This is a genomic window from Ensifer sp. Root1252, assembly GCF_001425885.1.
Taxonomy (GTDB): Bacteria; Pseudomonadota; Alphaproteobacteria; order Rhizobiales; family Rhizobiaceae; genus Ensifer; species Ensifer canadensis.
In genome coordinates this window covers 375,493-398,050 of sequence record NZ_LMDT01000001.1, presented here as the reverse complement: position 1 = coordinate 398,050, position 22,558 = coordinate 375,493, and the positions used below count along the sequence as shown (strand labels likewise).

The 22,558-nt window shown below is 61.8% G+C and carries 15 protein-coding genes and 1 tRNA gene; 9 read left to right on the top strand and 7 right to left on the bottom strand.

The annotated features are described in order from the left end of the window. The first annotated feature begins 232 nt into the window (after positions 1–232). The 3 genes from ASD02_RS02000 (at position 233) to ASD02_RS01990 (ending at position 2,228) form a co-directional block, all read left to right on the top strand. The gene (locus ASD02_RS02000) at positions 233–445 is read left to right on the top strand and encodes a hypothetical protein (protein ID WP_025425860.1); all 213 of its coding nucleotides are present in this window, start codon (positions 233–235) and stop codon (positions 443–445) included. A gap of 171 nt (positions 446–616) precedes the next feature. Further along, positions 617–1,072 (top strand): Rrf2 family transcriptional regulator, encoded by a 456-nt coding sequence (locus ASD02_RS01995; protein ID WP_025425861.1) that lies wholly within the window; start codon positions 617–619, stop codon positions 1,070–1,072. A gap of 145 nt (positions 1,073–1,217) precedes the next feature. Continuing rightward, positions 1,218–2,228 carry a KpsF/GutQ family sugar-phosphate isomerase gene (locus ASD02_RS01990; RefSeq protein ID WP_038575867.1) on the top strand — a complete coding sequence of 337 codons (1,011 nt, stop codon included), beginning with the start codon at positions 1,218–1,220 and terminating at the stop codon, positions 2,226–2,228. A 31-nt stretch (positions 2,229–2,259) separates the two neighbouring features. Here ASD02_RS01990 and ASD02_RS01985 read toward each other — a convergent pair whose 3' ends face one another. The 5 genes from ASD02_RS01985 to ASD02_RS01965 are packed head-to-tail and all read right to left on the bottom strand — an operon-like array spanning position 2,260 to position 15,116. After that, the gene (locus tag ASD02_RS01985) at positions 2,260–3,561 is read right to left on the bottom strand and encodes a capsule biosynthesis protein (RefSeq protein WP_244494168.1); all 1,302 of its coding nucleotides are present in this window, start codon (positions 3,559–3,561) and stop codon (positions 2,260–2,262) included. A 40-nt stretch (positions 3,562–3,601) separates the two neighbouring features. After that, the gene (locus tag ASD02_RS01980; protein WP_038575873.1) at positions 3,602–5,236 is read right to left on the bottom strand and encodes an LTA synthase family protein; all 1,635 of its coding nucleotides are present in this window, start codon (positions 5,234–5,236) and stop codon (positions 3,602–3,604) included. Between the two features lie 55 nt (positions 5,237–5,291). After that, the gene (locus ASD02_RS01975; RefSeq protein WP_025425865.1) at positions 5,292–6,110 is read right to left on the bottom strand and encodes an SDR family oxidoreductase; all 819 of its coding nucleotides are present in this window, start codon (positions 6,108–6,110) and stop codon (positions 5,292–5,294) included. A 52-nt stretch (positions 6,111–6,162) separates the two neighbouring features. After that, positions 6,163–7,578: an aminotransferase class I/II-fold pyridoxal phosphate-dependent enzyme gene (locus tag ASD02_RS01970; RefSeq protein ID WP_057204242.1), complete on the bottom strand. Its 1,416-nt coding sequence runs from the start codon at positions 7,576–7,578 to the stop codon at positions 6,163–6,165. After that, positions 7,575–15,116, bottom strand: a complete 7,542-nt coding sequence (locus ASD02_RS01965; protein ID WP_057204238.1) for a type I polyketide synthase — start codon at positions 15,114–15,116, stop codon at positions 7,575–7,577. The genes ASD02_RS01970 and ASD02_RS01965 overlap by 4 nt, the downstream gene beginning before the upstream one ends. Positions 15,117–15,521: 405 nt before the next feature. On the opposite strand from ASD02_RS01965, the gene ASD02_RS01960 reads away from it, so the two are divergent. The 3 genes from ASD02_RS01960 (at position 15,522) to pncB (ending at position 18,871) form a co-directional block, all read left to right on the top strand. Beyond that, entirely contained in the window at positions 15,522–16,703 is a 1,182-nt protein-coding gene (locus tag ASD02_RS01960; RefSeq protein WP_025425868.1) for a polysaccharide biosynthesis/export family protein, read from the top strand. Between the two features lie 182 nt (positions 16,704–16,885). Then, positions 16,886–17,485 carry a bifunctional nicotinamidase/pyrazinamidase gene (gene pncA / locus ASD02_RS01955; protein WP_025425869.1) on the top strand — a complete coding sequence of 200 codons (600 nt, stop codon included), beginning with the start codon at positions 16,886–16,888 and terminating at the stop codon, positions 17,483–17,485. An 81-nt stretch (positions 17,486–17,566) separates the two neighbouring features. After that, positions 17,567–18,871, top strand: coding sequence for a nicotinate phosphoribosyltransferase (gene pncB, locus ASD02_RS01950; protein ID WP_025425870.1), 1,305 nt, complete (start codon positions 17,567–17,569; stop codon positions 18,869–18,871). A gap of 689 nt (positions 18,872–19,560) precedes the next feature. Here the strand turns inward: pncB and ASD02_RS01945 are convergent. Beyond that, positions 19,561–19,770, bottom strand: coding sequence for a cold-shock protein (locus ASD02_RS01945; RefSeq protein ID WP_025425871.1), 210 nt, complete (start codon positions 19,768–19,770; stop codon positions 19,561–19,563). A 282-nt stretch (positions 19,771–20,052) separates the two neighbouring features. Continuing rightward, positions 20,053–20,127 (bottom strand) — tRNA-Thr (locus tag ASD02_RS01940). 17 nt (positions 20,128–20,144) lie between these two features. Here ASD02_RS01940 and ASD02_RS01935 point away from each other — a divergent pair. The 3 genes from ASD02_RS01935 to ASD02_RS01925 all read left to right on the top strand — a co-directional run bounded on the left by ASD02_RS01935 (position 20,145) and on the right by ASD02_RS01925 (position 22,525). Next, positions 20,145–20,525 (top strand): hypothetical protein, encoded by a 381-nt coding sequence (locus ASD02_RS01935; protein ID WP_207207512.1) that lies wholly within the window; start codon positions 20,145–20,147, stop codon positions 20,523–20,525. A gap of 160 nt (positions 20,526–20,685) precedes the next feature. Further along, positions 20,686–21,978, top strand: a complete 1,293-nt coding sequence (gene murA / locus ASD02_RS01930; RefSeq protein ID WP_025425873.1) for a UDP-N-acetylglucosamine 1-carboxyvinyltransferase — start codon at positions 20,686–20,688, stop codon at positions 21,976–21,978. A 106-nt stretch (positions 21,979–22,084) separates the two neighbouring features. Continuing rightward, the gene (locus tag ASD02_RS01925; RefSeq protein WP_025425874.1) at positions 22,085–22,525 is read left to right on the top strand and encodes a DUF2948 family protein; all 441 of its coding nucleotides are present in this window, start codon (positions 22,085–22,087) and stop codon (positions 22,523–22,525) included. Positions 22,526–22,558 lie beyond the last annotated feature (33 nt).

The window sequence follows — 22,558 nt, the reverse complement described above, 5'->3', positions numbered from 1 at the left end:
ACAGTTGTTCATGAACCGCTCCGGCATTGCGATGCCGGACCAAGCCAAAGGAGTGTGACATGTCCGAAACCGTCTCGACCGCCGCCTTCTTCGGCACGCGTTCCCATTGTCGTGCAACAGTGAAGAAACGTCTCATTCGCCTCTGCCGAATGTGATCCTCGAACTCTCGAAATTCATCCTTTGCCGAAATTGAAATGTCCGCGCCTCCGGGTGTGGAAGGAGCGTTATTTGCATGAGCAAGCAGGTTATCGAATATGGCGGCGAAGCCGTCGGGGTCGTCGTCCCGGACGACGGCCGGTTCAAGTTCCTGGCAGTCAAGTACCATGTCTGGGATCTGGACGCTCAGCGGTTCCGGTCGGCTGACGAAGCACGCGCGGCAATTCGCCATCTGCTCGCGCGTCAGGCAGTGCCTGCCGAACGCCATGGCGATGCGGCCGCAGCATAATGTCTGGGGCGGCCGCCCCCTTATTCCGAGTATAATCCCAGACCAAGCTTTGCATTGATTCTGTGCCACAATTGTGTGTTTGCCGCACGATTCTTGTGCTATGCCAAAACAAGATTGCGTTTGCGCGGATGATTCCCGTTCTCAAGGGAACCGTAGGGAAAGCTTGCCGGAATGCTGACGAAGAAGGGAAAGTACGGATTGAAGGCTCTTGTCGACCTCGCTCGACTGGAGCCGGGAGAGACGGCTTTCATTACCGAAATCGCCCAGCGCAACAATATCCCGAAAAAATTCCTGGATACGATCCTGCTCGAACTGCGCAACGCCGGCATGCTGCGTTCGAAGAAGGGGCCAGGCGGCGGCTATTCGCTGTCGCGCCCGGCGGCGGAAATCCGCATCGGCCATGTCATCCGGACGCTTGACGGTCCGCTTGCGCCGATCCGCTGCGCCAGCCGCACGGCTTACGAGGTCTGCGAGGACTGCAATGATCCCGAGACCTGTCAGGTCCGTGTGTCGATGACGACCGTGCGCGACGCGGTTGCCGCGATCCTGGACTCCATGACGCTCGAAGAGTTTGCGGCCGACAAGTCGATGCCGCTCGAAGCGCCGGAAGAACAGCGCGTCGGCTGACGAAACCGTCGTCTTTGTGGGATTTCCTGCCGAAACTCGATGGCTTTGGCTTGGTTTGCCAAGAAAAAGCGCCTATCTGCCTGCAATGGGTCTGAGAAACGCCGCTTCTAACCGGCGCAAACGTCTTCGCGGGAATGGAAACATCATGGGTTTGAGACACGCATCAGCGGATGAGCGACGCGGTTCTGCCGCATTGGAGTCGGTCGGCAGGACGCTGACGACGGCGATGGCAGGCATCAAGGCGCTGGCCGATCATCTCGGTGCCGATACGGCGTTTGCGCAAAGCATGGTCGAAGCGATCGAACTCATTGGCGAAAGCCAGGGGCGCGTTGTCGTTTCCGGCGTCGGCAAGAGTGGCCATATCGGCCGCAAGATGGCGGCGACCATGGCATCAACAGGCACGTCCGCCTATTTTGTCCATCCGACCGAGGCGAGCCACGGCGATCTCGGCATGGTCACGTCGCAGGACGTGCTGATCCTGTTGTCCTGGTCGGGCGAAACGGCGGAACTCGCCAACATGCTCACCTATGCCAAGCGCTTCAAGGTGCCGGTCGTTTCGATTTCGTCCAACCGCGACAGCGTTCTCGCTCGCAACTCCGAAGTGCCGATCGTGCTGCCGAAGGTTCAGGAAGCCTGTCCGCATGGGCTGGCGCCGACGACGTCGGCGATGCTGCAGCTTGCGGTCGGCGACGCGCTTGCCATCGCCCTGCTCGAGCGCCGCGGTTTCTCCGCCGAAGATTTCAAGACCTTCCATCCCGGCGGCAAGCTCGGCGCTCAACTGCGTCTCGTGCGCGAACTGGCGCATGCCGGGGAACAGGTGCCGCTCTTGAGCGTCGGTCGCCCGATGAGCGAAGCCGTCATCGAGATGTCTTCCAAGGGCTTTGGTGTCGTCGGCATCGTCGACGAGGATGGCAAGCTGACCGGCGTCATCACCGACGGCGACCTCCGTCGCCACATGTCGGGCGATCTGCTTGCGCAGACCGTCGAGGCGGTCATGTCGCGTAACCCCCGTGTCATCAGGGGAGATGTTCTGGCAAGCGGTGCAATGGAGTTCATGCAGGATCACAAGGTGACCGTGCTGTTTCTCGTCGACGACGACGGGCTTCCCGTCGGCATCCTGCACATTCACGATCTGCTTCGCGCCGGCGTTGCCTGAGTTAAGCCGTCTTGGAATTTTTACGGCCAGCCTATGCCGATCGCGAGGCTGGCCGTTGTCTTTTCTGCGGCTTCCGGCGCGGTGGCGGATCGATGAACGCGCCGGGCTGGTTGACCGTGTTCTCGTGCAGGCGCTCGGCGATTGCCCGGGCGCCTGCGTCGGTTCCTGTTCTTGAATAGAGATTGCCCCGCACCTGGATCGAAGCCGCAAGCAGCCGGAACATGGCGCTGCTCACCTCGGCGTCGGGTGCTGTCGGCCTTTGCCAGAAATCCTCCAGCGGCTGCTGGTCCGTCAAACCGGCAATGTCGAACACAGCCGTGCCCAGCACCCTGACCGGGCGTCCCTGCTTTAGCGCGTGCAGACCGGCGGTCGAGTTGACCGTGACCATGCCGGCGCTGGCCTCTGCCAGCACATCGAGATTGCCGCCATCGAGATAGAACACGCGACCGGTCAGCCCGAGTTCCGCTGCCTTGTCGTCGATGAATTTGCGCCAGGCGATCAGATCGTTGTCGAGCGGATGAACCTTGAAGACCAGTCTGGTTTCCCTAACCGCATCGGCTGCAAACGAGTGCATGACCTCGTCGATCGCGTCCTTCTGGCTGTGGAACGGCGAGTGGGCGCGCAGCTGGAAATCGGTTTCGAGCTGCAGCGGATAGACGAAAAAGGGCACGCGTTCCGAAAGCAGGATGCGGACCGTTTCCTCGGCCTCGGCACTGCGTCTTTTGCCGGTGAAAAGGCGGCGGATCCAGCCGGCATATTCGGCAAGTGGATGAAAGATCGCGTGACGGCGATAATGCGGAAAGAGGAACCACAGGAAGACGTTGGGCAGGTTGTAGAGAAGGTCGTAGCTGGCATCGGCGAGAAAGGTCTGGCTGTAGTGCTTGCGCCAATCCGGCTCCGGCAGGGTCTTCGCGGCTTCGACGATATGGGCGGCGTCGGCGGGAAAGTGGGAGTTCGACGACATGCCGTCGCGCTCGAGTGTTAGCCAGTCGGGTCGGAGATAGCCCATCTCGACGATGGCGATCGCGACCCCGGTCCGCCGGGCGACCGCAGTGGCAGCCTGATGATAGGGGCGCTCTTCGCCAAGCAGGATCATGTCGGTGACCTGGTGCAGGCCGATGAAGCGTGCCAGATAGTCCGGCCAATCCTCCGCTCTCCCGCGGTAGTTGGATGCGCCTTTGCGACGCCAGATGATCTCGTCGCCGACATTGAGGTTTATCCGCAGGCAGGTGTGGCCGTAGCTCTCAAGCCGATCGGCGATCTTGCGGAAGATCGGCGATGACGGGCCTTGCAGGAACAGGAAGACCCGTCGGCTTGGCCGATCGGCTGACACACGGGTGTTCAACGCTGCGTTTTCCATCGTCTCGCCGCCGCTAACGCAGCGTGTCCTTCTTGAGGTTGGCGTGGTTGAGCAGCGCCTCGATCAGATCCCAGGCAGCGACATCCCGTGGTTCGACCGGTCGATGATGCGTCGATTTCGCCTTGGAAAAAGGCACGATGAGATAATCCGTGCGTGGGTCGGGGAAGGGGTCTGCGAACGATTTCAGCAGCGGCGCATGATCGCCATAAAAGACGAACCAGACAGGCCGGTCGAGCCTGTCGAGCCGATCGGTCAGCTGCTTCAGTGCTGCGTCGGATTGCTCAAGGATCGCCAGATAGATGTCCACCGGGTTGGCAAGATCGCCAACGCGACCCGGTTCCCAAGGTCCGTGGTTTGCCATCGAGGCGACGAAAACGAAACCGCTCTTGTCTTCCGGCAGGTTCTCGCAGGCATCGATGACCCTGGCGGCGAGCTTCTCGTCGGAGACGTAAGGCCCGTCGCGCGCCGGCACGTGGTCGAATCCATCGAGCATCGTCAGCTCGGCAAAGCCGAGCTGCGGCATCGCCTTGTGGCGCAGGAAGAACGTGCGGTCGTAAGGATGCATGAAATGGGTGTGCCAGCCAGCGCGTTTCATCTTTCCCGGCCAGACGACGTCGGAATAGTGGGACGCGCGCAGATAAGGGTAGCTTGCATCCACGTGGATATCGTCGGGCACGAGCCCGCTGATGACGGCAAACTCGGTGCGCAGCGTATAGCCGCCTTCGAAGACGCTGCTGAGGCGTCCCCACTGGGCGGCCTGACGCCGCAACCGGTCGAGTGTCGGCATCTTCAGCGTGTCGACACCGAAATGGCGCATGTCGATGAAGGACTCCGACTGCCAGACGACGATGAGCGGCGAACCGTCGTCACCGATCAGGTCCTGGACGGCCGCCCGAACGATTTGTGAGAGTTCGGCGACGATCTTCTCCCGCTTGACGCCGAGCCAGATGATGAAGCGGAAGATCACCGACCCGAAGGTGCCGAAGCGCACCGTATTCATTTTGACGTCGAGCACTTTGACGAGCCTCTGAACGAGGGCCGCCGTGGGTCGGTTCACCGGGCCGTAGAACAGCAGGAGCCATGGGCCTGCGGCGACTGCCACCATCACCAGGATCCAGAAGGCCTTGCCGCTGTTGGGCAGAACAGACGGTTCGAAATAGAGGTAGAGCCCGGAAACGCCGAAGACATAGAGAAATGCAACGGTCCAGAACACGATGTTCAGCGAACTGGCATAGAAGATCGTCTTGTATTTGAAGACGTCGACGACGAGGGCGATGTCGGAAAAGATCAGCGGCTCGCGGATGAACTTGAACTTGGCCCTAGAAATCCCGGTGAAGATGATGAAGAAGCTCATCGTGCCGGCGGCGGCATAAAGTGGCCGCCAGGAGCCAGCGAAAAAGCCGGCGAACACCAGCGCGATGACCGGCAGGCGGGCAATAACATCGATGATGTCCTGCTTGCGGCCAAAGGGAGACGGGTTTTTCCGGCGTTCCCGTTTCGGCAGAGCGAAGCGGTCGGTGAAGAAGATCACCGCACAGGACAAGATGAAACAACAGATCGTCAGCGTTATCGGATAGTCGTGCAATTGAAAGGGGAGCAACGCCAAGCGGAAACCTTCATGCTTTCTTGCACACCGGCGCCGCCTCATGCAGCACGGCATCCGCCTGACACTTAGATCCTATCGCCGGCGCGCACAAGCGCCGTCACCTGCCGCCCTTTGATACTCCACCGCTACTGCGGGCGATTGCGCGGTCGAACCACCAGTTGAGGAGTGGTCTGACGGTGGGGCCGAACCGACCGAGAAGAAAAAGCGTCATTCCAAAATAGACTTCGAACCGTCCGCGCTCGATGCCGTAGACGATCTTGCGGGCAACTGCTTCCGCCGGCCAGGGGCTGACCGTACCCATGACGGCGGCGGCTTCAGGGGGACGGAAGGCAAGCTCGCGCTGGAACTGCGGCGTCTGGGTGTCCGGCGGGAAGCAGATCGAGACGTCTATCCCATGCGCGCGCGCCTCGGAGCGGAGTGCCTGGGCAAAGCCGTGCAGTGCGAACTTCGAGGCGCAATAGGCCGAATAGCCATAGATGCCGAGAAGGCCGGCACCGGAGGAGATCATCATGATCTTTCCGTGCCCACGCTGCTTCATGCCGGCGTAGACGGCGCGAACCGCATGGACGGTACCGGAAAAATTCGTTTCCATCTGACGCCGGAAGGCGGCGCTGCCGAGTTCGTCGAACCGGCCCGGCTCGACGACGCCGGCAGAGGTCACCAGGATGTCGCAGGGGCCGAATGCCGCTTCGCAGCGATGGATGGCGGCGATGATTTCCTCTTCCCGCGCGACATCCGCCGTCTCGATCCGGATGTCGCCGGCTGTTGCCGACTTGGAGGAGAGTTCATCCTGGGCACGCTTCAGGATCTCGGCCGAACGGGCGATCAGCGAAAGGCGCGCGCCACGACCCGCATAGATCGATGCGATCGCCAGCCCTATGCCGCTCGAGCCGCCGGTGATGATCACATGGGTCATGCTGGTTTCCGCCTGCGGCATCCGGCCCGTGAAGGGCGCCTGCACGTCATCCTCAGCGCGCCGAGAGCGCCTTCATCATCTGATCGATATCGATGCCGCCGAGGCCGAAGTTGCGTTCGGTCAGGTCCTTCAGGCGTTCCGCCGTCAGGGCCACCGTCTTGCGGATCTGCTCTTCGGTATGGTCGCTGGTGATGAAGAAGCGCAACCGCGCCAGTCCTTCGGGAACGGCGGGGTGGATGATCGGCAGCGCATTGACGCCGGCCGCAAGCAGATCGTTGGACAGCTGAACCGCGCGCAGGGAATCCCCGACCAGCACCGGCACAACCGAAAAGCCGCTGCTGAGGCCGGTGTCCAGACCCGCTTCCTTGGCAAGCTTGAGGAAGAGCGCGCCATTGCGCCGGAGGGCGGCAGTGCGCGACGGCTCGCGCGCAAGCACGTCGAGGCTGGCGGCCGCCGAGGCGGCCAGAACCGGCGCCAGGCCGACGCTGTAGACGAAGCCGCCGGCAGAGGCCTTGAGCACGGCAACAAGCGCCTCGCTGCCGGCAATGTAGCCGCCGCAGCTGGACGTCGTCTTCGAAAGCGTTCCCATCCAGATGTCGATCTCATGCGGATCGACGCCGAAGTGCTCGGCAAGACCACGACCATGCTTGCCGACGACCCCCAAGGAATGGGCCTCGTCGACCATCAGCCAGAAGCCGTATTCGGCCTTGAGCTTCAGGAGGGCCGGCAGGTCGGCGATGTCGCCGTCCATCGAGTAGATGCCCTCGACGATGACAAGGATACGACGATAGTCGCCCGAGACCGTGCGCAGCACGTGTTCCAGGTCGCTCGCGTCATTGTGCTTGAACAGCCGGCGCGTGGCGCCGGAGAGCTTGATGCCCGCAAGCGCGCTATTGTGAATGAACTCGTCGTGGACAACCAGATCCTTCGGGCCCATCAGGCAGCTGATGGCCGCGACATTGGTGAGATAGCCACTGACGAAGCAGACCGCGGCATCGACGCCGTAGAAGCGCGCGATCTTTTCTTCGAGCTCCACATGAACAGGGCGCTCGCCAGCGACAAGCCGGCTGGCAGAAGCCGAGATCCCGAAGGCGTCGACGGTTTCCTTTGCCCTTGCCAGCACTTCCGCGTGCCGGTTGAGGCCGAGATAATCATAGGAGGCGAAGTTGATCAGCTTGCGCCCGTCGATGACGGTGGTGGCGCCGGCTGCGGTCTGATGCGCGCGGTAGAACGGATTGGCGATCCCCAGCTGTTCGCTGGCAAACTTCTGGGTCAGAACCTGCTTGTACTCCGGCAGGTCCTCGAAACGGGCCTGTTGCCGGCGGGCCGGCGGCGGCATCTCCCGCTCCGAACGCGCCATGCGGTTGCGCTCGGAGGATTGATGCGTGTTTCTCATCCGGTCCAGCAGGTTCTCCTTGAGGCTGCTGGTCATCTTGGATGAGCCGGGACCATTTCCGTTCGTGCTCATTGGCTCTGTGCTTTTTCCTTTGCCGTGCCGACATGCCGTTGCGCCAGTTCTGTGACCAACTTGTCGTCCGCACCGTCGCTCTCTTCGCCCTGGTCGCGCTTGCTGACCTTGTCATAGAGCTTGCGGGCGACGTCGCCAACCGTCGTGTTGTCTGCGACACCACTGAGCGGCATGTCGAAACCGGTATTCTGCTGGAAGCTCATGCCGAGTTCCACGGCCATCAGGCTGTCGAGGCCGATTTCCTTCAGGACCTTGCTGCGCGTGACCGTATCCTTCGAGACCCGAAGGATGGCGGCAATTTCGCCTGCGACCAGTTCGAAGAGAATATCCTCGGCTTCCTGCGCCGACTTGCCCTCGATCATCGCGACGAGGTCCATCTTGGTGCCTTCGCCGCCGGACGAATGCTGATCGGCGCTACGCAGGATGACTTCGAAGAGCGCGTTGCGCGCGACCGGCAAGTTGCGGGCGGCCGACCAATCGATCTCCGATATCATCACGACGGCGGCGTCGACTGTGCCGGGATCGCTGGCGAGATGGCTCTCGACCATGTCCAGCGCCGTCTGCGCCTTCAGTGCCGTCTTGCCGATGCGCTTGGCCAGCAGATCGTTGACGTCGGTGTTCTGCACGAGATAGCCCTTGTCGGCGATCGCGCCGAAACCGACCGCCAAACCGGCAAGACCTTCCGCGCGCCGGGCGCGGGCAAGACCTTCGAGGTAGCCGTTGGCCGCAACGTAGTTTGCCTGGCCGGGATTGCCCACCAGCGTCGTTGCCGACGAGAACAGGATGAAGTTGTCGAGCGCATCGTTGCGGGTCAGCTGATCGAGAACAGCGGCACCCTTTGCCTTCGTGTCGATAACCGGCCGGTTGCGCTCGCGATTGAGATTGCTGATCAGCGCGTCATCCAGCACCATCGCTGCATGAACGATGGAGCGTAGCGGTGCGATGGCTCGCAATTCGGTGAGCAGGAGATCCGCAGCGGTTGCATCGGTGATATCGCAGGCGTGAACCGTGGCCGAAATGCCGGCCTTGGCCCAAAGCTCGATCATCGCCGTCGTTTCCGCGTCGGCAAGGCCGCGCCGCGAGCAGAGCGCGATCGTCTTGGCGCCCTTTTCCGCAAGCCAGTTGGCGGCGGCCAGGCCGAAGCCACCGATGCCACCGACGACCAGGTGCATGCCTTCGGGGTCGACCTTGACGCCACCGTGCGGCCGGGTCGCGACCTGGTGTTTGCCGGCCACCGGCGGCAGCACGACGATCTTGCCGATGTGACCCGCGTTCTGCATCAGGCGGAACGCATTGCCGATCTCGTCGAAATCGAAAGCACGGTACGGCAGCGGCGTAAGCTTGCCGTCCTCGAACAGGGCGCCGATCTCGGTGAAGATGCGCTTGGTCAGGGCCGGCGCGTTGACCAGCAACTGGTCCGCGTCGATGCCGAAGTAGCTGACATTGCGGCGGAACGGCCTGAGGCCGATCTTGCTGTCTGCGTAGTAGTCACGCTTGCCGAGTTCGAGGAAGCGGCCGAACGGTTTGACCAGTGCCAGGCTCTGCTCCATCGCCTCGGCGAAGAGTGAGTTCAGCACGAGGTCGACGCCCTCTCCATCAGTCACGGCGCGCACGTCGTTGACGAAACCGAGCGAGCGCGAATCGAACACATGATCGGCACCGAGCATCGAAAGGAAGCGGCGCTTCTCGCGGGTGCCGGCCGTGGCGATGACTTTCGCGCCCTTGAGCTTGGCAACCTGCAGCGCTGCGAGGCCGACCCCGCCGGCCGCACCATGGATGAGGATCGTTTCACCGGCCTGGATGCGGCCGAGCTCGACCATGGCGTAGTAGGCCGTGAGGAACGCAACAGGCACGGTGGCCGCGGCAACCGGGCTGACCGATTGCGGCAGCCTGGCGACGCCGGCGCGCGAAACGACGGCATGGGTGGAGAAGGCCGCAGACGCGATCGCCATGACCGCATCGCCGACCGAAAGGTCGTCCACGCCTTGACCGACGGCAACCACGTGACCGGACAGTTCCATGCCGATCGTCGCACCGGCAAAGCCGTCCTCGAGGGCTTCTTCAGGCAGAAGACCCATCGCCCACATCACGTCGCGGAAGTTGAGGCCGGTGGCCGCAACCTTGACGACGACGTCGCCGGGGCCCGCGGACGGCACGTTGCTTTCTTCCCAAACGATGCTGCCGACCTGAGAGGCGACACGCTGGCGGATGGTGGCGGCCTCGAAGGAGGCCGTCGAGCCATGGGCGTTGTCGGTCGGACCGGGAACCGCACGGATTTCCGAAAGCGATCCGTTCGGTCCTTCCAGCAGCCATTCGCGATTGCTGCCGGAAACGGTGAGCAATGGAAGCGATGCGGCAATCTGCTCGTCAGACGTCGAGGCGTCTGCGGCCAGATCCAGAGCATGAACGTCCAGGAACTCATATTCGTTCTGCAGCACCCGGGCGAAAGCCCAAAGGCCGGCATTGGTGCCGGAGCTTGCGGCCGTCGTGCCTGAGACACGGCTGGCGACCGGCGCCCCGCCAGGCGCGACAAGAACGAGCCTCGGACGTGCGTCGCCACTTGGATCGGTATCGCCGACATGCCGCCGCAATACTTCGGCTACGGCGCTAAACGCCAGAACCTGGTTTTGCAGCGAGGCAGAATCGTCCGTCCGGCTCTTCGGCGCAGGCGACGAAAGGAAGACGGCGCGAACGGGGCGATCGCGGAAGGCCTCAAGTGCATCGCGAAGCAAGGCCGCATCCGTCGCCGCATCACCCGTCAGGTCGACGGGGATGGCGCCGGTGGACGACTGCTTTGTCTTGGGCGCGCCGATCTGCAACAGAAGGTAGGAGCCCGCCGCTGAGGCAGCAGCATTCGCACCGGTCTCGACAGCCGCCGGCGCTTCCACGCCGCGTGCTTCAAGAACGATGACATTGCCGGACGCGCATTCACGGTCGGTGACGTCAATCTCGCGAAGATCGAGGTCGGCCAGACATTTCTGCCAGTGAGGAACGGCGGCGAGGTTGCCGATCGGGAACTCGGCCGCCTGGCTGCGGGCAAACCAGCCATCCGACAGTCCAAGCGCAAAATCGTTGAAAAGGGATGGCGCGCCGACGCCAGCGACGAGACCACCCGTCCGGCGCAGCGTCGAGCGGAGTGCCGTGCGTACATCGATGTCGTCTTCGATCAGGCCGTAGAGCCGGTCGGAGGCACTGATGGCGAGATCGAACGGCGCCTGTGTCGCAAGCTCACCCTTCTTGAGAATGCGCACATGGGCATCGTTTTCGAAGGCGAGTTCAAGGCCGCGTTGGGCATTGTCACGCGGCTCGACCACACCGAGGCTCGCGCCGTGTTTGGCTGCAAGCGTCGCGATGCGGCGCGTGAACCCGGCAGACACGCTGCCAAGCTCGAGAACGCGCAGACGTGTTCCCGTCGGCTGCGCCCGTAGCGCGCTTTCGACCGCATCAAGCACGAGCGCCATACGCTGGCGGCTTACTTCAGAATGCACGGCCTGATGATCGAGCGTCGCATCGCTGATGAAGCCGGCATTGGCAACGATTTCGGCATCGCCACCGGCTGGGGCCGCCAGCAGGACGTCGAGGCGTGCGAGCGCTTCCGCATAGGCGTTGTTGATCAGCACCGCCTCGACGGCACGATCAGGACGTTCGCCATAGAGTTCGCGCAGGATTTCTGGAACGCTCGGCAGGCTGAATTCCTGGGCGACGACCCAGACTCCATCCTTGTGCTCGCAGAGGCCGGCATCCTCAAGCACGTAAAGGCAGCTCGCCAGGAAACACTGGAAGGCGAAATCACCGGGCAGGCTATCGCTGCGCACGATCGATCGGCCCTTGCCGAGCTTCAGCGCAATCTCCTGGCAGGCGCGGTAGATCGCCGCGTTGAACAGCAACGTCGTGTTGTCGACGCCGGCATCGGCCGCCGTCTTGACGCCGAGGGTTACCGGCGTGCGGACGTCGGCCTCAACTGTCGGCAGGAACGTTTCGGAAAGGACTGTTTCGTAGTGGAAAGAGAGAGCGTCCAGCGCCTTGTGCTTGCGCAGATAGGTGCGTCGGAAACGGCAATCCTCGAAATGAGCGATCGGGTCGCCCGACTTGTCGAAGAAATGGAACTTGGCCTTGATCGAATTGGCGCTGACACGTTCGATCTCGATCGTGGCGCGCGCGATCGGCTTGCCGGCATTGACGACGCGCACGGAACCGAAGCGCACCGGAATATAGGGTGCGCCGCTCTTGTCGCCGGTGAAGCGGTCAAAAAGCGCGACGAGGCCGTGGAACGTGGCGTCGACCGAGATCGGATTGAGGGCATAGGTGACGAGCGGATGTCCCGGTTTGTCCGGGCTCTTCAGCTCGACGTCGACGATCCGGTCGTTATAGGCAACCGCCTTTGCCAGCAGCTGGAAACGCGGACCGTAGTCGAGGCCGAATTGCCGTGCGGTATCATAAGCCTTGGCCGGAGCGACGGTTGCCGTCTTCTGCATGCCGGCAAAGGAAGGCAACGCGCGTTCTTCACTCGGCAACGGCTTGCGGGACCGGGCGACCGCATGAACGGCCCAGTCGTCTTCGGACAGGCGCTCGCGCGAGCGGATCTCGATATCGCCGGTTTCCGGCGACAGGATGGTCGACAGTTCCATGATGCGGCTGTCGCTGAGCTCCAGCGGCCGGACGATTTCCAGATTGGTGATCTCGACTTCGTCTGTCCCGTAAAACTGCTGTGCCGCTGCGACGGCAATCTCGATGAAGCCGCTGCCCGGCAGGATAGCCTTGCCATCGACAACGTGCTCGGCCAGATCCGGGAAGAGGGGCGCATCGATGTGGTTCTTCCAGCTGCCGCTGTTCGGGTCGCTGCGCCATCCGATCAGGCGATAGGGTTTGGCGGTGCGGCCAAAGAGATCCGTGGCGTCGGTCGTGGCCGCCGGTCGCAATTCGACCGGCTCGAACGGCAGGCTCGGCAGCGAAATCGCCGCATTGCGCTTGCCGAATACGCGCGCGGTGTCGACGATTGCGCCGTGGGCGACAGCACGCGCCATAGCGGCCGAGATCGGATCCTGACCGGTCTCTCCGACATCTCGAAGCAGCGTCGGCACGACCATGCCTGGTGCCGCCGCCTGCTTGATCGTCTCCTTGACGTAAGAGGACAGGATCGGGCGCGGAGAAATCTCGATGAAGAGCCGGCAGCCGAGCTCGATCGCCGCCTCTGCCGCCGCCTGGAAGCGAACCGGCTCACGAACATTCTTCCACCAGTAGTCGGGGTCGAGTTGCGTGCCATCAAGGGCAGCACCCGTAACCGTCGATAGGTAGGTAACGTCCGCACGACGGGGCGCGATATCGGGAATATCCGACAGGAATGCGTCCTTGGCCCGGTCGATGATCGGGTGGTGGAAGGGATAGTTGATGTCGAGGATCTGAGCAGGGATCTTCGCCTTGCGTGCCGCGTCGCGGAAGGCGGAAATCTCATGGGCCGGGCCCGAGATCGTCACCGAATTGTGGGCGTTGACGGCAGCGACGCAAAGCTCATCGAGGCCGTGCGCCTCGGCGAAGGCGCGCGCGGCGTCTTCGCCCAGCATCACGGCGGCCATCGTGCCGTGGCCCGCGAGCAGATCCTGGTGCAGCGACCGCTTTGCAACGATCGAGACGGCGTCGACCATCGACAGCGCGCCGGCTGCATAAGCAGCGGCGATCTCGCCGACCGAATGACCGAACACGGCGACTGGCTTGACGCCCATGGCGACAAGCGAATCGGAAAGAGCTGCCTGGACGGCAAAAAGCAACGGCTGGGCGATCTTCGTGTCGGACAGCTTCTTGTCGAGGTCAGGATCGGTCAGAAGCTCGATGAGCGAGATGTCCGAATGGAACTTGAAGAGCGCGCTGACAGATGTGAAACACTGGCGGAAATGCAGGTTCTCACGGAACGCTTCGACGCCCATGCCGGCCCATTGCGAACCGTTGCCCGAAAAGACGAAGGCGACCTTGGCATCTCTGGTGACGGCTTCGCCGACTTCGCCGATATCGGAGCCCGGCTTTTCCACATGGCTTGCGATCGCACGGACGATATCTTCGGGATGATCGCTGCGGGCCGCGAACCGATAGCGCATATGGGTGCGGTTGGCGCCCGACGCTGCGACCATCGAGCGGATTTCGCCCTTGGAAGCGTTGGCAAAACGCGTCTTGTAGTCCTTCAGCAGTGCTTCGAGGCTCGACGCGGTATGGGCGCTTGCAAGGAAGACGTGACCGGACGACGGCGGATTGTTGATCTTGTCTTCGGAAACGGGCTCCGGATCGCTGATGACCACGTGGGCATTGGCGCCGCCGAAGCCGAAGGAGTTGATGCCGGCAAGCCGCGCACGCTTGCCGCGCAGCAGTTCGATCGGGCTTGCCGTGACGCGCACGTTCAGGCCATCGAAATCGATATGTTCGTTCGGCGTGTCGAAGTGCAGCGACGCCGGCAGGTAGTTGTTTTCGAGCGCCAGGATCGCCTTCATCATGCCGAAAAGGCCGGAGGCAGGCTCCGTGTGGCCGATGTTCGACTTGATCGAGCCGATCGGAACCGGTGCCCGGCGATTGGCGCCGATGACCGTGCCGATGGACCAGACTTCCGCTGGGTCGCCGACCTTGGTGCCGGTGCCGTGGCCCTCGACGAAAGCCACCTGATTGGCATCGATGCCGTTGCCTTCGTAGATCGCCCGCAGCAGATTTGCCTGGGCTTCGCGCGAGGGCAGGGAGATGCCGTTCGTGCGGCCGGCCGAATTGACGCCAGTCGCAACGATCCGGGCGTAGCTCCGGTCTTTTTCGCGGCGCGCCCGGTCCGAGCGGCGCAGCACGAACACGACGCCACCTTCGGCGCGCACATAGCCCGCGCCATCGTTGTCATAGGCGCGGCAGAGCCCTTCAGGCGACAGCATGCGCGCCTGCGCAAAGCCGACGAACGGCAGCGGATGGGCGAGAATATTGACGCCGCCGACGATCGCCGTGTCGATTTCGCCGGCGTTCAGTGCGCGCATCGCCTGATCGAGCGCGACGAGCGAGGACGAACAAGCCGTATCGACCGTCATGCTCGGACCGCTCAGCCCGAAGATGTGCGAAATGCGGTTGGAGACGATCGACAGGGTGTTGCCGGTCATGAAATACGGGCCGGCCGCCGCCGGGTCCTCAACCGTCAGGTTGGCGTGGTCGAGGCTCGATGCGCCGATGTAGACGCCGACATTCTCGCCGTGCAGCGACGTCGTCGAGATATTGGCGTCCTCGAGCGCGCGCCAGGCGAGCTGCAAGAGCACGCGCTGCTGCGGATCCATATACATGGCTTCGCGCTGCGACATGCCGAAGACGGCCGGGTCGAAGTCATAGAGCTGATCCAGCACGCCCGCGGCGAAGGAATAGGTCTTGCCCTGCGTGCCCATGACCGGGTGCCAGAAACGCGCAACGTCCCAGCGATCGGACGGGATGCTGGTGACTGTGCACTTGCCCTGACGAAGAAGTTTGAACAACGCCGAAGGCGATTCTGCTCCAGGGGCGAGGCATGCACGCCCAATAATTTCAACAGCCATATATGATCGAACGCTCTAAACTGACGTTAAAGTTGCATCTGCGATTGCGCTTCCAAGCGGAAAACGCAACTGCCAATCATTCCGCCCCAGGGTTATCCCCACGTATATTCGTTCCGCCTCATTAGTCAGCTTTTAACTTAAAGTACCTAGCTTTCAAGTCCAATGGCCTAACATATACATGCCCAGAACCTTCATCCAAGACAAATCGGGCCGCAAACCCGTCAAGGTGTAGGAGGTATGACCGGAAAGGCGCAGGGCCAATTATTTTGCTCGTCTTCGTCTGCAAGTGACTTGTTGTGAGACGGCTATTGTGCTTTTCAGAGACCGGCGGATTCCCGACCGGGAGATCATGCGGTGCAGAACTATGAACAGAATCATGGCTGTGCCGAATTCGGAGTGTCTTAGTTGAAACGTGTAGCTGCCCTTCTGCTTTCTACCGCGCTTGCGGGATGTCAGGCTGTTCCGGGCGAGGGGCCGCTGGCCGGGGCCATTGTTGCGGATGCCGGCCAATCCGGCGCCGAAATCGGTCGAAAGAACGCCACCGTATTTGATATCGTCGATGTGACCGGTCAGTCCGCACGCCTTGTTTCCGACTACGTGTCGTCGACGCTCAACCGCCGGTTCGGTATCGGCGGCGGTGTGGGCCGGGTCGTCATCGGTGTTGGCGACGCTCTGAAAGTATCGATCTTCGAGGCCGGCAGCGACGGTCTGTTCTCGACGCAGGACTCCAAACAGACAAGCATCGACCTCGTCGTCCAGCCGGACGGCAAGGCAGCCATCCCCTATGTCGGCTCGGTCCGATTTGCCGGCCTGACGCTGGAACAGGCGCGCCAGGAAATCCTGGAAGCGCTGAAGCAGAAGGCGGTCGAGCCTGATGTCATCGTCACGAGCATGAGCACCGCCTCGCGCAACGTCACCGTTTCGGGCGCTGTCGGCAAGTCCGCAGTCGTCCCGCTCAGCCTCGTCGACGAGACGATCAACGAGGTCATCGCCAAGGCGGGCGGCCCCGTGGCGCAGCCCTACGAGACCTATGTCACGCTGGTGCGCGGCAAGAAGACCGGCACGGTTCTCCTGAAGTCGATCATCGAGAACCCGTCTGAAAACATCCATGTGAAGCCGGGAGACCAGATCTTCGTTGCGCGCGATCCGCGCCGCTTCACTATCCTTGGCGCCGTCAAGGCCAACCAGCGCGTCGAGTTCGGCGCCAACGACCTCAACCTGCTGGAAGCCATGGGACTTGCCGGCGGCGGTTCCGACTATGCGCTCGACATGAAGGGCTACTTCATCTTCCGCTACGAAGAGCCGGATGTCGTCATGAGCCTTCTCGGCCAGCAGCGCTTCAACGAGATGTTGCGCAAGGGCATGCAGACGGACAGCCAGGGGCGCTATCCGATCGTCTACCGCTTCGACATGAGCAAGCCGGACAGCCTGATCGTCGGCCAGACCTTCCCGATCAAGAATCGCGACGTGATCTATGCCTCGCGTCATCCGTCGGTGGACTTCTCGAAGTTCCTGAACTTCGTGGCGCAGCCGGTCGGCATTGCCAATTCCGGCTTCTCCATCGCCGACAACCTCAACGGCAACTGATCCAATTCAGGCTGCAGTTCTTGAGAGGGCGCCGACCGTGGTCAGCGCCCTTTTTCTATGTGCGTCAAGGATCGTGCCGTGGGGTGTCGAAGCGGGTTGCCGTCGCTCAAATTCTGTGATTGATCTTGGACTTAAATCGATTTTGGTGATCGATAGGGATTGGTCCGCTCAAGGGGAAAGCGATGGCTGGTGAGGCGTTGATCGTCGTCGACGTGCAAAACGATTTTTGCCCGGGCGGAGCGCTTGCCGTTTCCGGCGGCGATGAGATCGTGCCTGCGGTCAACGATCTGATCGGGAGGTTCGAGCATGTGGTGCTGACGCAGGATTGGCATCCGGTCGGCCATTCGAGCTTCGCATCCGTCCATTCGGGAAAAGCGCCGTTCGAGACGGTAACGATGTCCTATGGCGAGCAAACGCTTTGGCCGGACCATTGTGTTCAGGGCAGTACCGGCGCCGACTTTCACCCATCGCTGAAATGGACACGCGCCGAACTGGTGATCCGCAAGGGCTTTCGCACCGGCATCGACAGCTATTCCGCCTTCTTCGAGAATGATCGCCGGACGCCGACCGGGCTGACTGGCTACCTCAGGGATCGCGGTATCGGCAGCGTTACCTTGTGCGGCCTGGCGACCGATTTCTGCGTCGCCTTTTCCGCGCTCGACGCCGTGGCCCAGGGGTTTTCAACCTCCGTCGTGCTTGATGCCTCCAGGGGTATCGATCTCAACGGTTCGCTCTCCGCCATGATCACGCGCATGCGGCAAGCCGGCGTGCGTATGCTTTAGCCATGCAGCAATTCAAAGTGCTACAGCGACCTTTGCGCGTCTCATAAGACGCGCTGCGCTGTAAGAGGAGCAATTCCTAAGATGACCAAGACCGATATCGCCAGGCGCGTCTACAATCATGCCTGGAAGCTCGACCCGATCGTGCGCAGCCTGCTCGACACGGATTTCTACAAGCTTTTGATGCTGCAGATGATCTGGCAGCTCTATCCGGATGTAGACGCGACCTTCTCGCTGATCAACCGGACCAAGACCGTGCGCCTGGCCGACGAGATCGACGAAAATGAACTGCGCGAGCAACTCGATCATGCGCGCGAGTTGCGGTTCTCCAAGAAGGAGATGATCTGGCTTGCCGGTAACTCGTTCTACGGTCGCAAGCAGATTTTCTCGCCGGAGTTCCTCGCCTGGCTCGCAAAATTCCGCCTGCCGGATTACGAGCTGTCGCGACGCGACGGCCAGTTCGAGCTGACCTTCCGTGGGCGCTGGGCCGAGACCACCATGTGGGAGATCCCGGCGCTGGCGATCATCAACGAGCTGCGCTCGCGCTCGGCCATGAAAGGGCTCGGCCCCTTCACGCTCGATGTGCTCTATGCCCGTGCCAAGGCGAAGATGTGGTCGAAGGTCGAGCGCCTCAGGCAGTATCCCAACCTGCGGATTTCGGATTTCGGCACGCGAAGGCGCCACAGCTTCCTGTGGCAGCGCTGGTGCGTCGAGGCATTGAAGGAAGGCATCGGTGCATCCTTCTCCGGCTCCAGCAACGTGCTTCTGGCGATGGATACGGACCTGGAGGCGCTCGGCACCAACGCGCATGAATTGCCGATGGTGGCAGCTGCACTTGCCCGCACCGATGCCGAACTCGCCGCCGCACCCTATAAGGTGCTGCAGGACTGGAATCAGCTCTACGGCGGCAATCTCTTGATCGTGCTTCCCGATGCCTTCGGCACGGCCGCGTTCCTGCGCGATGCGCCGGCATGGGTGGCGGACTGGACCGGCTTTCGTCCGGACAGCGCCCCGCCGATCGAAGGCGGCGAGAAAATTCTCGCCTGGTGGAAGAAGATGGGGCGCGACCCGCGTGAAAAACTGCTCATCTTCTCCGATGGTCTCGATGTCGAAACGATCATCGAAACCTACAGGCATTTCGAGGGACGCGTGCGCATGAGCTTTGGTTGGGGAACGAACCTCACCAATGACTTTGCCGATTGCGCGCCGACGGAGATCAAGGGCCTCAATCCGATATCGATCGTCTGCAAGGTCAGCGACGCTGATGGCCGGCCGGCGGTCAAGCTGTCGGACAACCCCCGCAAGGCGACCGGCGACGCGGCCGAGGTGCAGCGCTATCTGAAGTTCTTCGGGAGCGAGGATTTCGTCGAGCAGGCCGTCAAGGTCTGACGGCGGTCGTTTGGACAAAAAGAAACCGGCGCGAGCCGGTTTCAAAAGGGGATTTAAGCGTTGCGATTGTCCATCATCGCGATGTCAAATCTAGGGACAGAATCTTAAGGTTGCGTTAAGGCGCATCTTTCGATGTCTGCAACTACAAATTAAATCTTCCGCTTGAGCGTTTCGATCGAGCGATCTCCTCAGGTTTCCTGAGCGACCCATCAGAACACGAACATGTAAAGCAGAACGATGACGATCAGGGGTACGCCCATGAGCCAGAGAACGATGCCTTTCATTTCAAGACCTCCACGTCGTTGCCGTTGAATTGGTAACGCAGGCTGGCGGGAAACGTTCCCTGTCTCAAGCAGGTCACGCAAGAGTGCCCAGCGGTTGGCGATAACCGCTGAGAGGCAACTGGACTTTAAATTGCGACGAGCTGATCTTGGAGATCGCGCCCGCATTTTGGGATTGAAGCGTTGCCGCGCGGAATATCAAACAGGGTCGTCTGACGACGCCGTAACATCGAGAAATCGCTTCATAATTCCACCTCGATGCGTCGCCGGTTTGAGGTGGAATTATCCAGTCGCCGGTGACAACAGGGCAATAAAAAAGGCCGGGCGAACCCGACCTTCCCATTCGCTGCACTGCCGCTGCCCGCAAATCTGCGTCCGGCGACGACGCGCGAAAATGACTTGGCCTAATTACTTGGCCTGCAGGTTGTCTGCAGAAGACTTGCCGGTCTTGCGGTCGCGCGTCAGCTCGTAGCTGATCTGCTGACCTTCGTTGAGGCCGGAAAGGCCTGCGCGCTGAACGGCCGAAATGTGAACGAACACGTCCGGGCTGCCGTCGTCAGGCTGGATGAAGCCGAAACCCTTGGTGCTGTTGAACCACTTTACTGTGCCTGTAGCCATGACGATTCCCTTTCAATCGCTCGTAATAGACATTTCCGGAAAAAACCTCCGGATCAGGATAACCGATTTTGAAGAGGGAAGTCCGTCTCTCACGCGCTTAGGGCGCCGACACAAAGTTCGTCAGCAATATCGATTTCCGCCAAATAGGAGCTGAATGTGACGATTGCAAGGCTTTGTTCGCCCATGTCTGGACGGGTTGAGCGGCTATGCACATGTGCGTGTTCATCGCGGTGCAACGGTGGCGAATAGCGCCATGGTTTTGAGGCAAAATAGAAGGAAAACTGGTGCTGCTAGAGAGATTTGAACTCTCGGCCTCTCCCTTACCAAGGGAGTGCTCTACCCCTGAGCTATAGCAGCATCTCGCGGCCGGTTCGTTGACAAGCCGCATCAAGCGAGGCGCCTATTGCCATAGCTGGACGGGGAGCGCAAGCCGCATTTCGAAGTTTTCGCTGTTGTTCCGTGAGAAAATCGGTTTCGGCTTCCGAAGCCCCTGCTTTTGCGCTAAAGCATCGCCCATGCAAACAGACGACAAGAAAAGCGCCAAGGGCGAGGTTTCGCCGCAGGAGCAGCAGGCGACTGCGCCGACGCGCAAGAAGAAAGATACGACCGAGTCGGATCTGAGAAAGGCGCGCCTTGCCAAGACCCTGCGCGACAATCTCCAGCGCCGTAAACAGCAGATGCGCGCGCGCCGTTCCGGCGCCCCCGACGAAGCGATTGGTCTGCCTGCCGCAAAAACGGACGAATCCGAAGATTAGTACGACGAGGGAGGGGCTGCCGTTCGGCATTCCCCCACGCATGCAGGCGTCTGCCTTGCGTTCAAGGCACTTCTAATTTCGCGGCGTCTCCACTAAAGAGGCGCCTTCAGACACACTTCATTTTTTTGGAAAGGCGGGCCAAGCCCGTTCGAGAGGCCTCATGGATCGCATCAGGATTGTAGGCGGGAATGAACTTCACGGGGTCATCCCGATCTCCGGCGCGAAGAATGCGGCCCTGCCGCTGATGATCGCATCGCTTTTGACCGATGACACGCTGACGCTGGAAAACGTTCCGCATCTGGCCGACGTCGAGCAGCTGATCCGCATCCTCGGCAACCATGGCGTCGATATCTCGGTCAACGGCCGGCGCGAGCGCCAGGGCGAAAGCTACGCCCGCACGATCCATTTCACCTGCCGCAACATCGTCGACACCACCGCGCCTTATGAGCTGGTGTCGAAGATGCGCGCAAGCTTCTGGGTCATTGGCCCGCTGCTCGCACGCGAAGGCAAGGCCCGCGTGTCGCTGCCGGGCGGTTGCGCCATCGGCACGCGCCCGGTCGATCTGTTCATCGAGGGTCTTCAGGCGCTGAGCGCCAACATCGAGATCGACAGCGGCTACGTTAACGCGACGGCGCCGGCAGGTGGCCTGATCGGTGCCCGCTACACCTTCCCGAAGGTTTCCGTCGGTGCCACCCACGTGCTGATGATGGCGGCGACGCTCGCCAACGGCACCACCGTGCTCGGCAACGCCGCGCGCGAGCCCGAAGTCGTCGACCTAGCCAATTGCCTGAACGCCATGGGCGCCAAGATCACCGGCCAGGGCACGGCGACGATCACCATCGAGGGCGTGCGCTCGCTGTCCGGCGCGCGTCACCGCGTGCTGCCCGACCGTATCGAGACCGGCACCTACGCCATGGCCGTTGCCATGACCGGCGGCGACGTCATCCTCGAAGACACGGATATGGCGCTGCTTGACACCGCACTCGAGGCGATCCGCCGGGCCGGCGCTGAAATCACGCCGACCAACAGCGGCATCCGCGTCGTGCGCAATGGCGCCGGCATCAAGCCGGTCGATATCGTCACCGATCCGTTCCCCGGATTCCCGACCGACCTGCAGGCGCAGTTCATGGGTCTGATGACCAAGTCGAACGGCGTTTCGCACATCACCGAGACGATCTTCGAAAACCGTTTCATGCACGTGCAGGAACTGGCGCGCCTCGGCGCCAAGATCTCGCTGTCGGGCCAGACGGCCAAGATCGAGGGCGTCAGCCGGCTGAAGGGCGCCCCCGTGATGGCGACCGACCTGCGCGCCTCGGTGTCGCTGGTCATCGCCGGTCTTGCGGCGGAAGGCGAAACCATGGTGTCGCGCGTCTACCATCTCGACCGCGGTTTCGAGCGGCTGGAAGAAAAGCTCACCCGTTGCGGCGCTCACGTCGAGCGTGTCAGCGACTGATTTTAGCCGTCGCGCCTGATGCCGTTGCGGTTTCAGGCGCGACGTCCTATGTCCATTTCAATTGTGGCACGCAAAATGTGCGACGAAAGCGAAAGGAATGGATCGCATGGATGGTCTGAAGCTGCTGGCGCTCGATGAAGAGGACCTGGCCGTCGTCTCCGCCCACGTCCAGGATGCCGTGTTCAAGGTTTCCGGACTGGAATACGACGCACGCCGCAAGCAGTTTTCGCTCATCGTCAACCGGTTCGTCTGGGAGATGGCCGACGGCAAGCGGCGTTCGTTCGAGCGCCGGCGCGCCGTGCTCCTGTTCAAGCGGGTGAGCGCCGTGCGCTCGCTTGGCTTCGACCGCCGCAACGGCGAGGCCGTGCTCGATCTGCTGGCGGTGACGTTCACGGTCGCCGGCGAGGGGCCGGAAGGCGCCGTCGAACTGGTGCTTGCCGGCGAAGCTTCGATCGCCCTTGATGTGGAATGCATCGAGGTGCAGCTTGCGGATACCGGCGGAGCATGGGAAACCGCTTTCAAGCCCCGGCATCCCGAAGGCGTTTGAAACCCGCGACACAGGCATACCACAAGGACATTT

What these genes read in the sequence shown, in the direction of transcription:
- ASD02_RS01925 (WP_025425874.1), top strand. Translation starts at nt 22,085, where the DNA reads ATGGATGGTCTGAAGCTGCTGGCGCTCGATGAAGAGGACCTGGCCGTC.
- ASD02_RS01990 (WP_038575867.1), top strand. Translation starts at nt 1,218, where the DNA reads ATGGGTTTGAGACACGCATCAGCGGATGAGCGACGCGGTTCTGCCGCA.
- ASD02_RS01995 (WP_025425861.1), top strand. Translation starts at nt 617, where the DNA reads ATGCTGACGAAGAAGGGAAAGTACGGATTGAAGGCTCTTGTCGACCTC.
- ASD02_RS01975 (WP_025425865.1), bottom strand. Translation starts at nt 6,110, where the DNA reads ATGACCCATGTGATCATCACCGGCGGCTCGAGCGGCATAGGGCTGGCG.
- ASD02_RS02000 (WP_025425860.1), top strand. Translation starts at nt 233, where the DNA reads ATGAGCAAGCAGGTTATCGAATATGGCGGCGAAGCCGTCGGGGTCGTC.
- ASD02_RS01970 (WP_057204242.1), bottom strand. Translation starts at nt 7,578, where the DNA reads ATGAGCACGAACGGAAATGGTCCCGGCTCATCCAAGATGACCAGCAGC.
- ASD02_RS01945 (WP_025425871.1), bottom strand. Translation starts at nt 19,770, where the DNA reads ATGGCTACAGGCACAGTAAAGTGGTTCAACAGCACCAAGGGTTTCGGC.
- ASD02_RS01980 (WP_038575873.1), bottom strand. Translation starts at nt 5,236, where the DNA reads ATGAGGCGGCGCCGGTGTGCAAGAAAGCATGAAGGTTTCCGCTTGGCG.
- ASD02_RS01965 (WP_057204238.1), bottom strand. Translation starts at nt 15,116, where the DNA reads ATGGCTGTTGAAATTATTGGGCGTGCATGCCTCGCCCCTGGAGCAGAA.
- pncB (WP_025425870.1), top strand. Translation starts at nt 17,567, where the DNA reads ATGACCAAGACCGATATCGCCAGGCGCGTCTACAATCATGCCTGGAAG.
- murA (WP_025425873.1), top strand. Translation starts at nt 20,686, where the DNA reads ATGGATCGCATCAGGATTGTAGGCGGGAATGAACTTCACGGGGTCATC.
- pncA (WP_025425869.1), top strand. Translation starts at nt 16,886, where the DNA reads ATGGCTGGTGAGGCGTTGATCGTCGTCGACGTGCAAAACGATTTTTGC.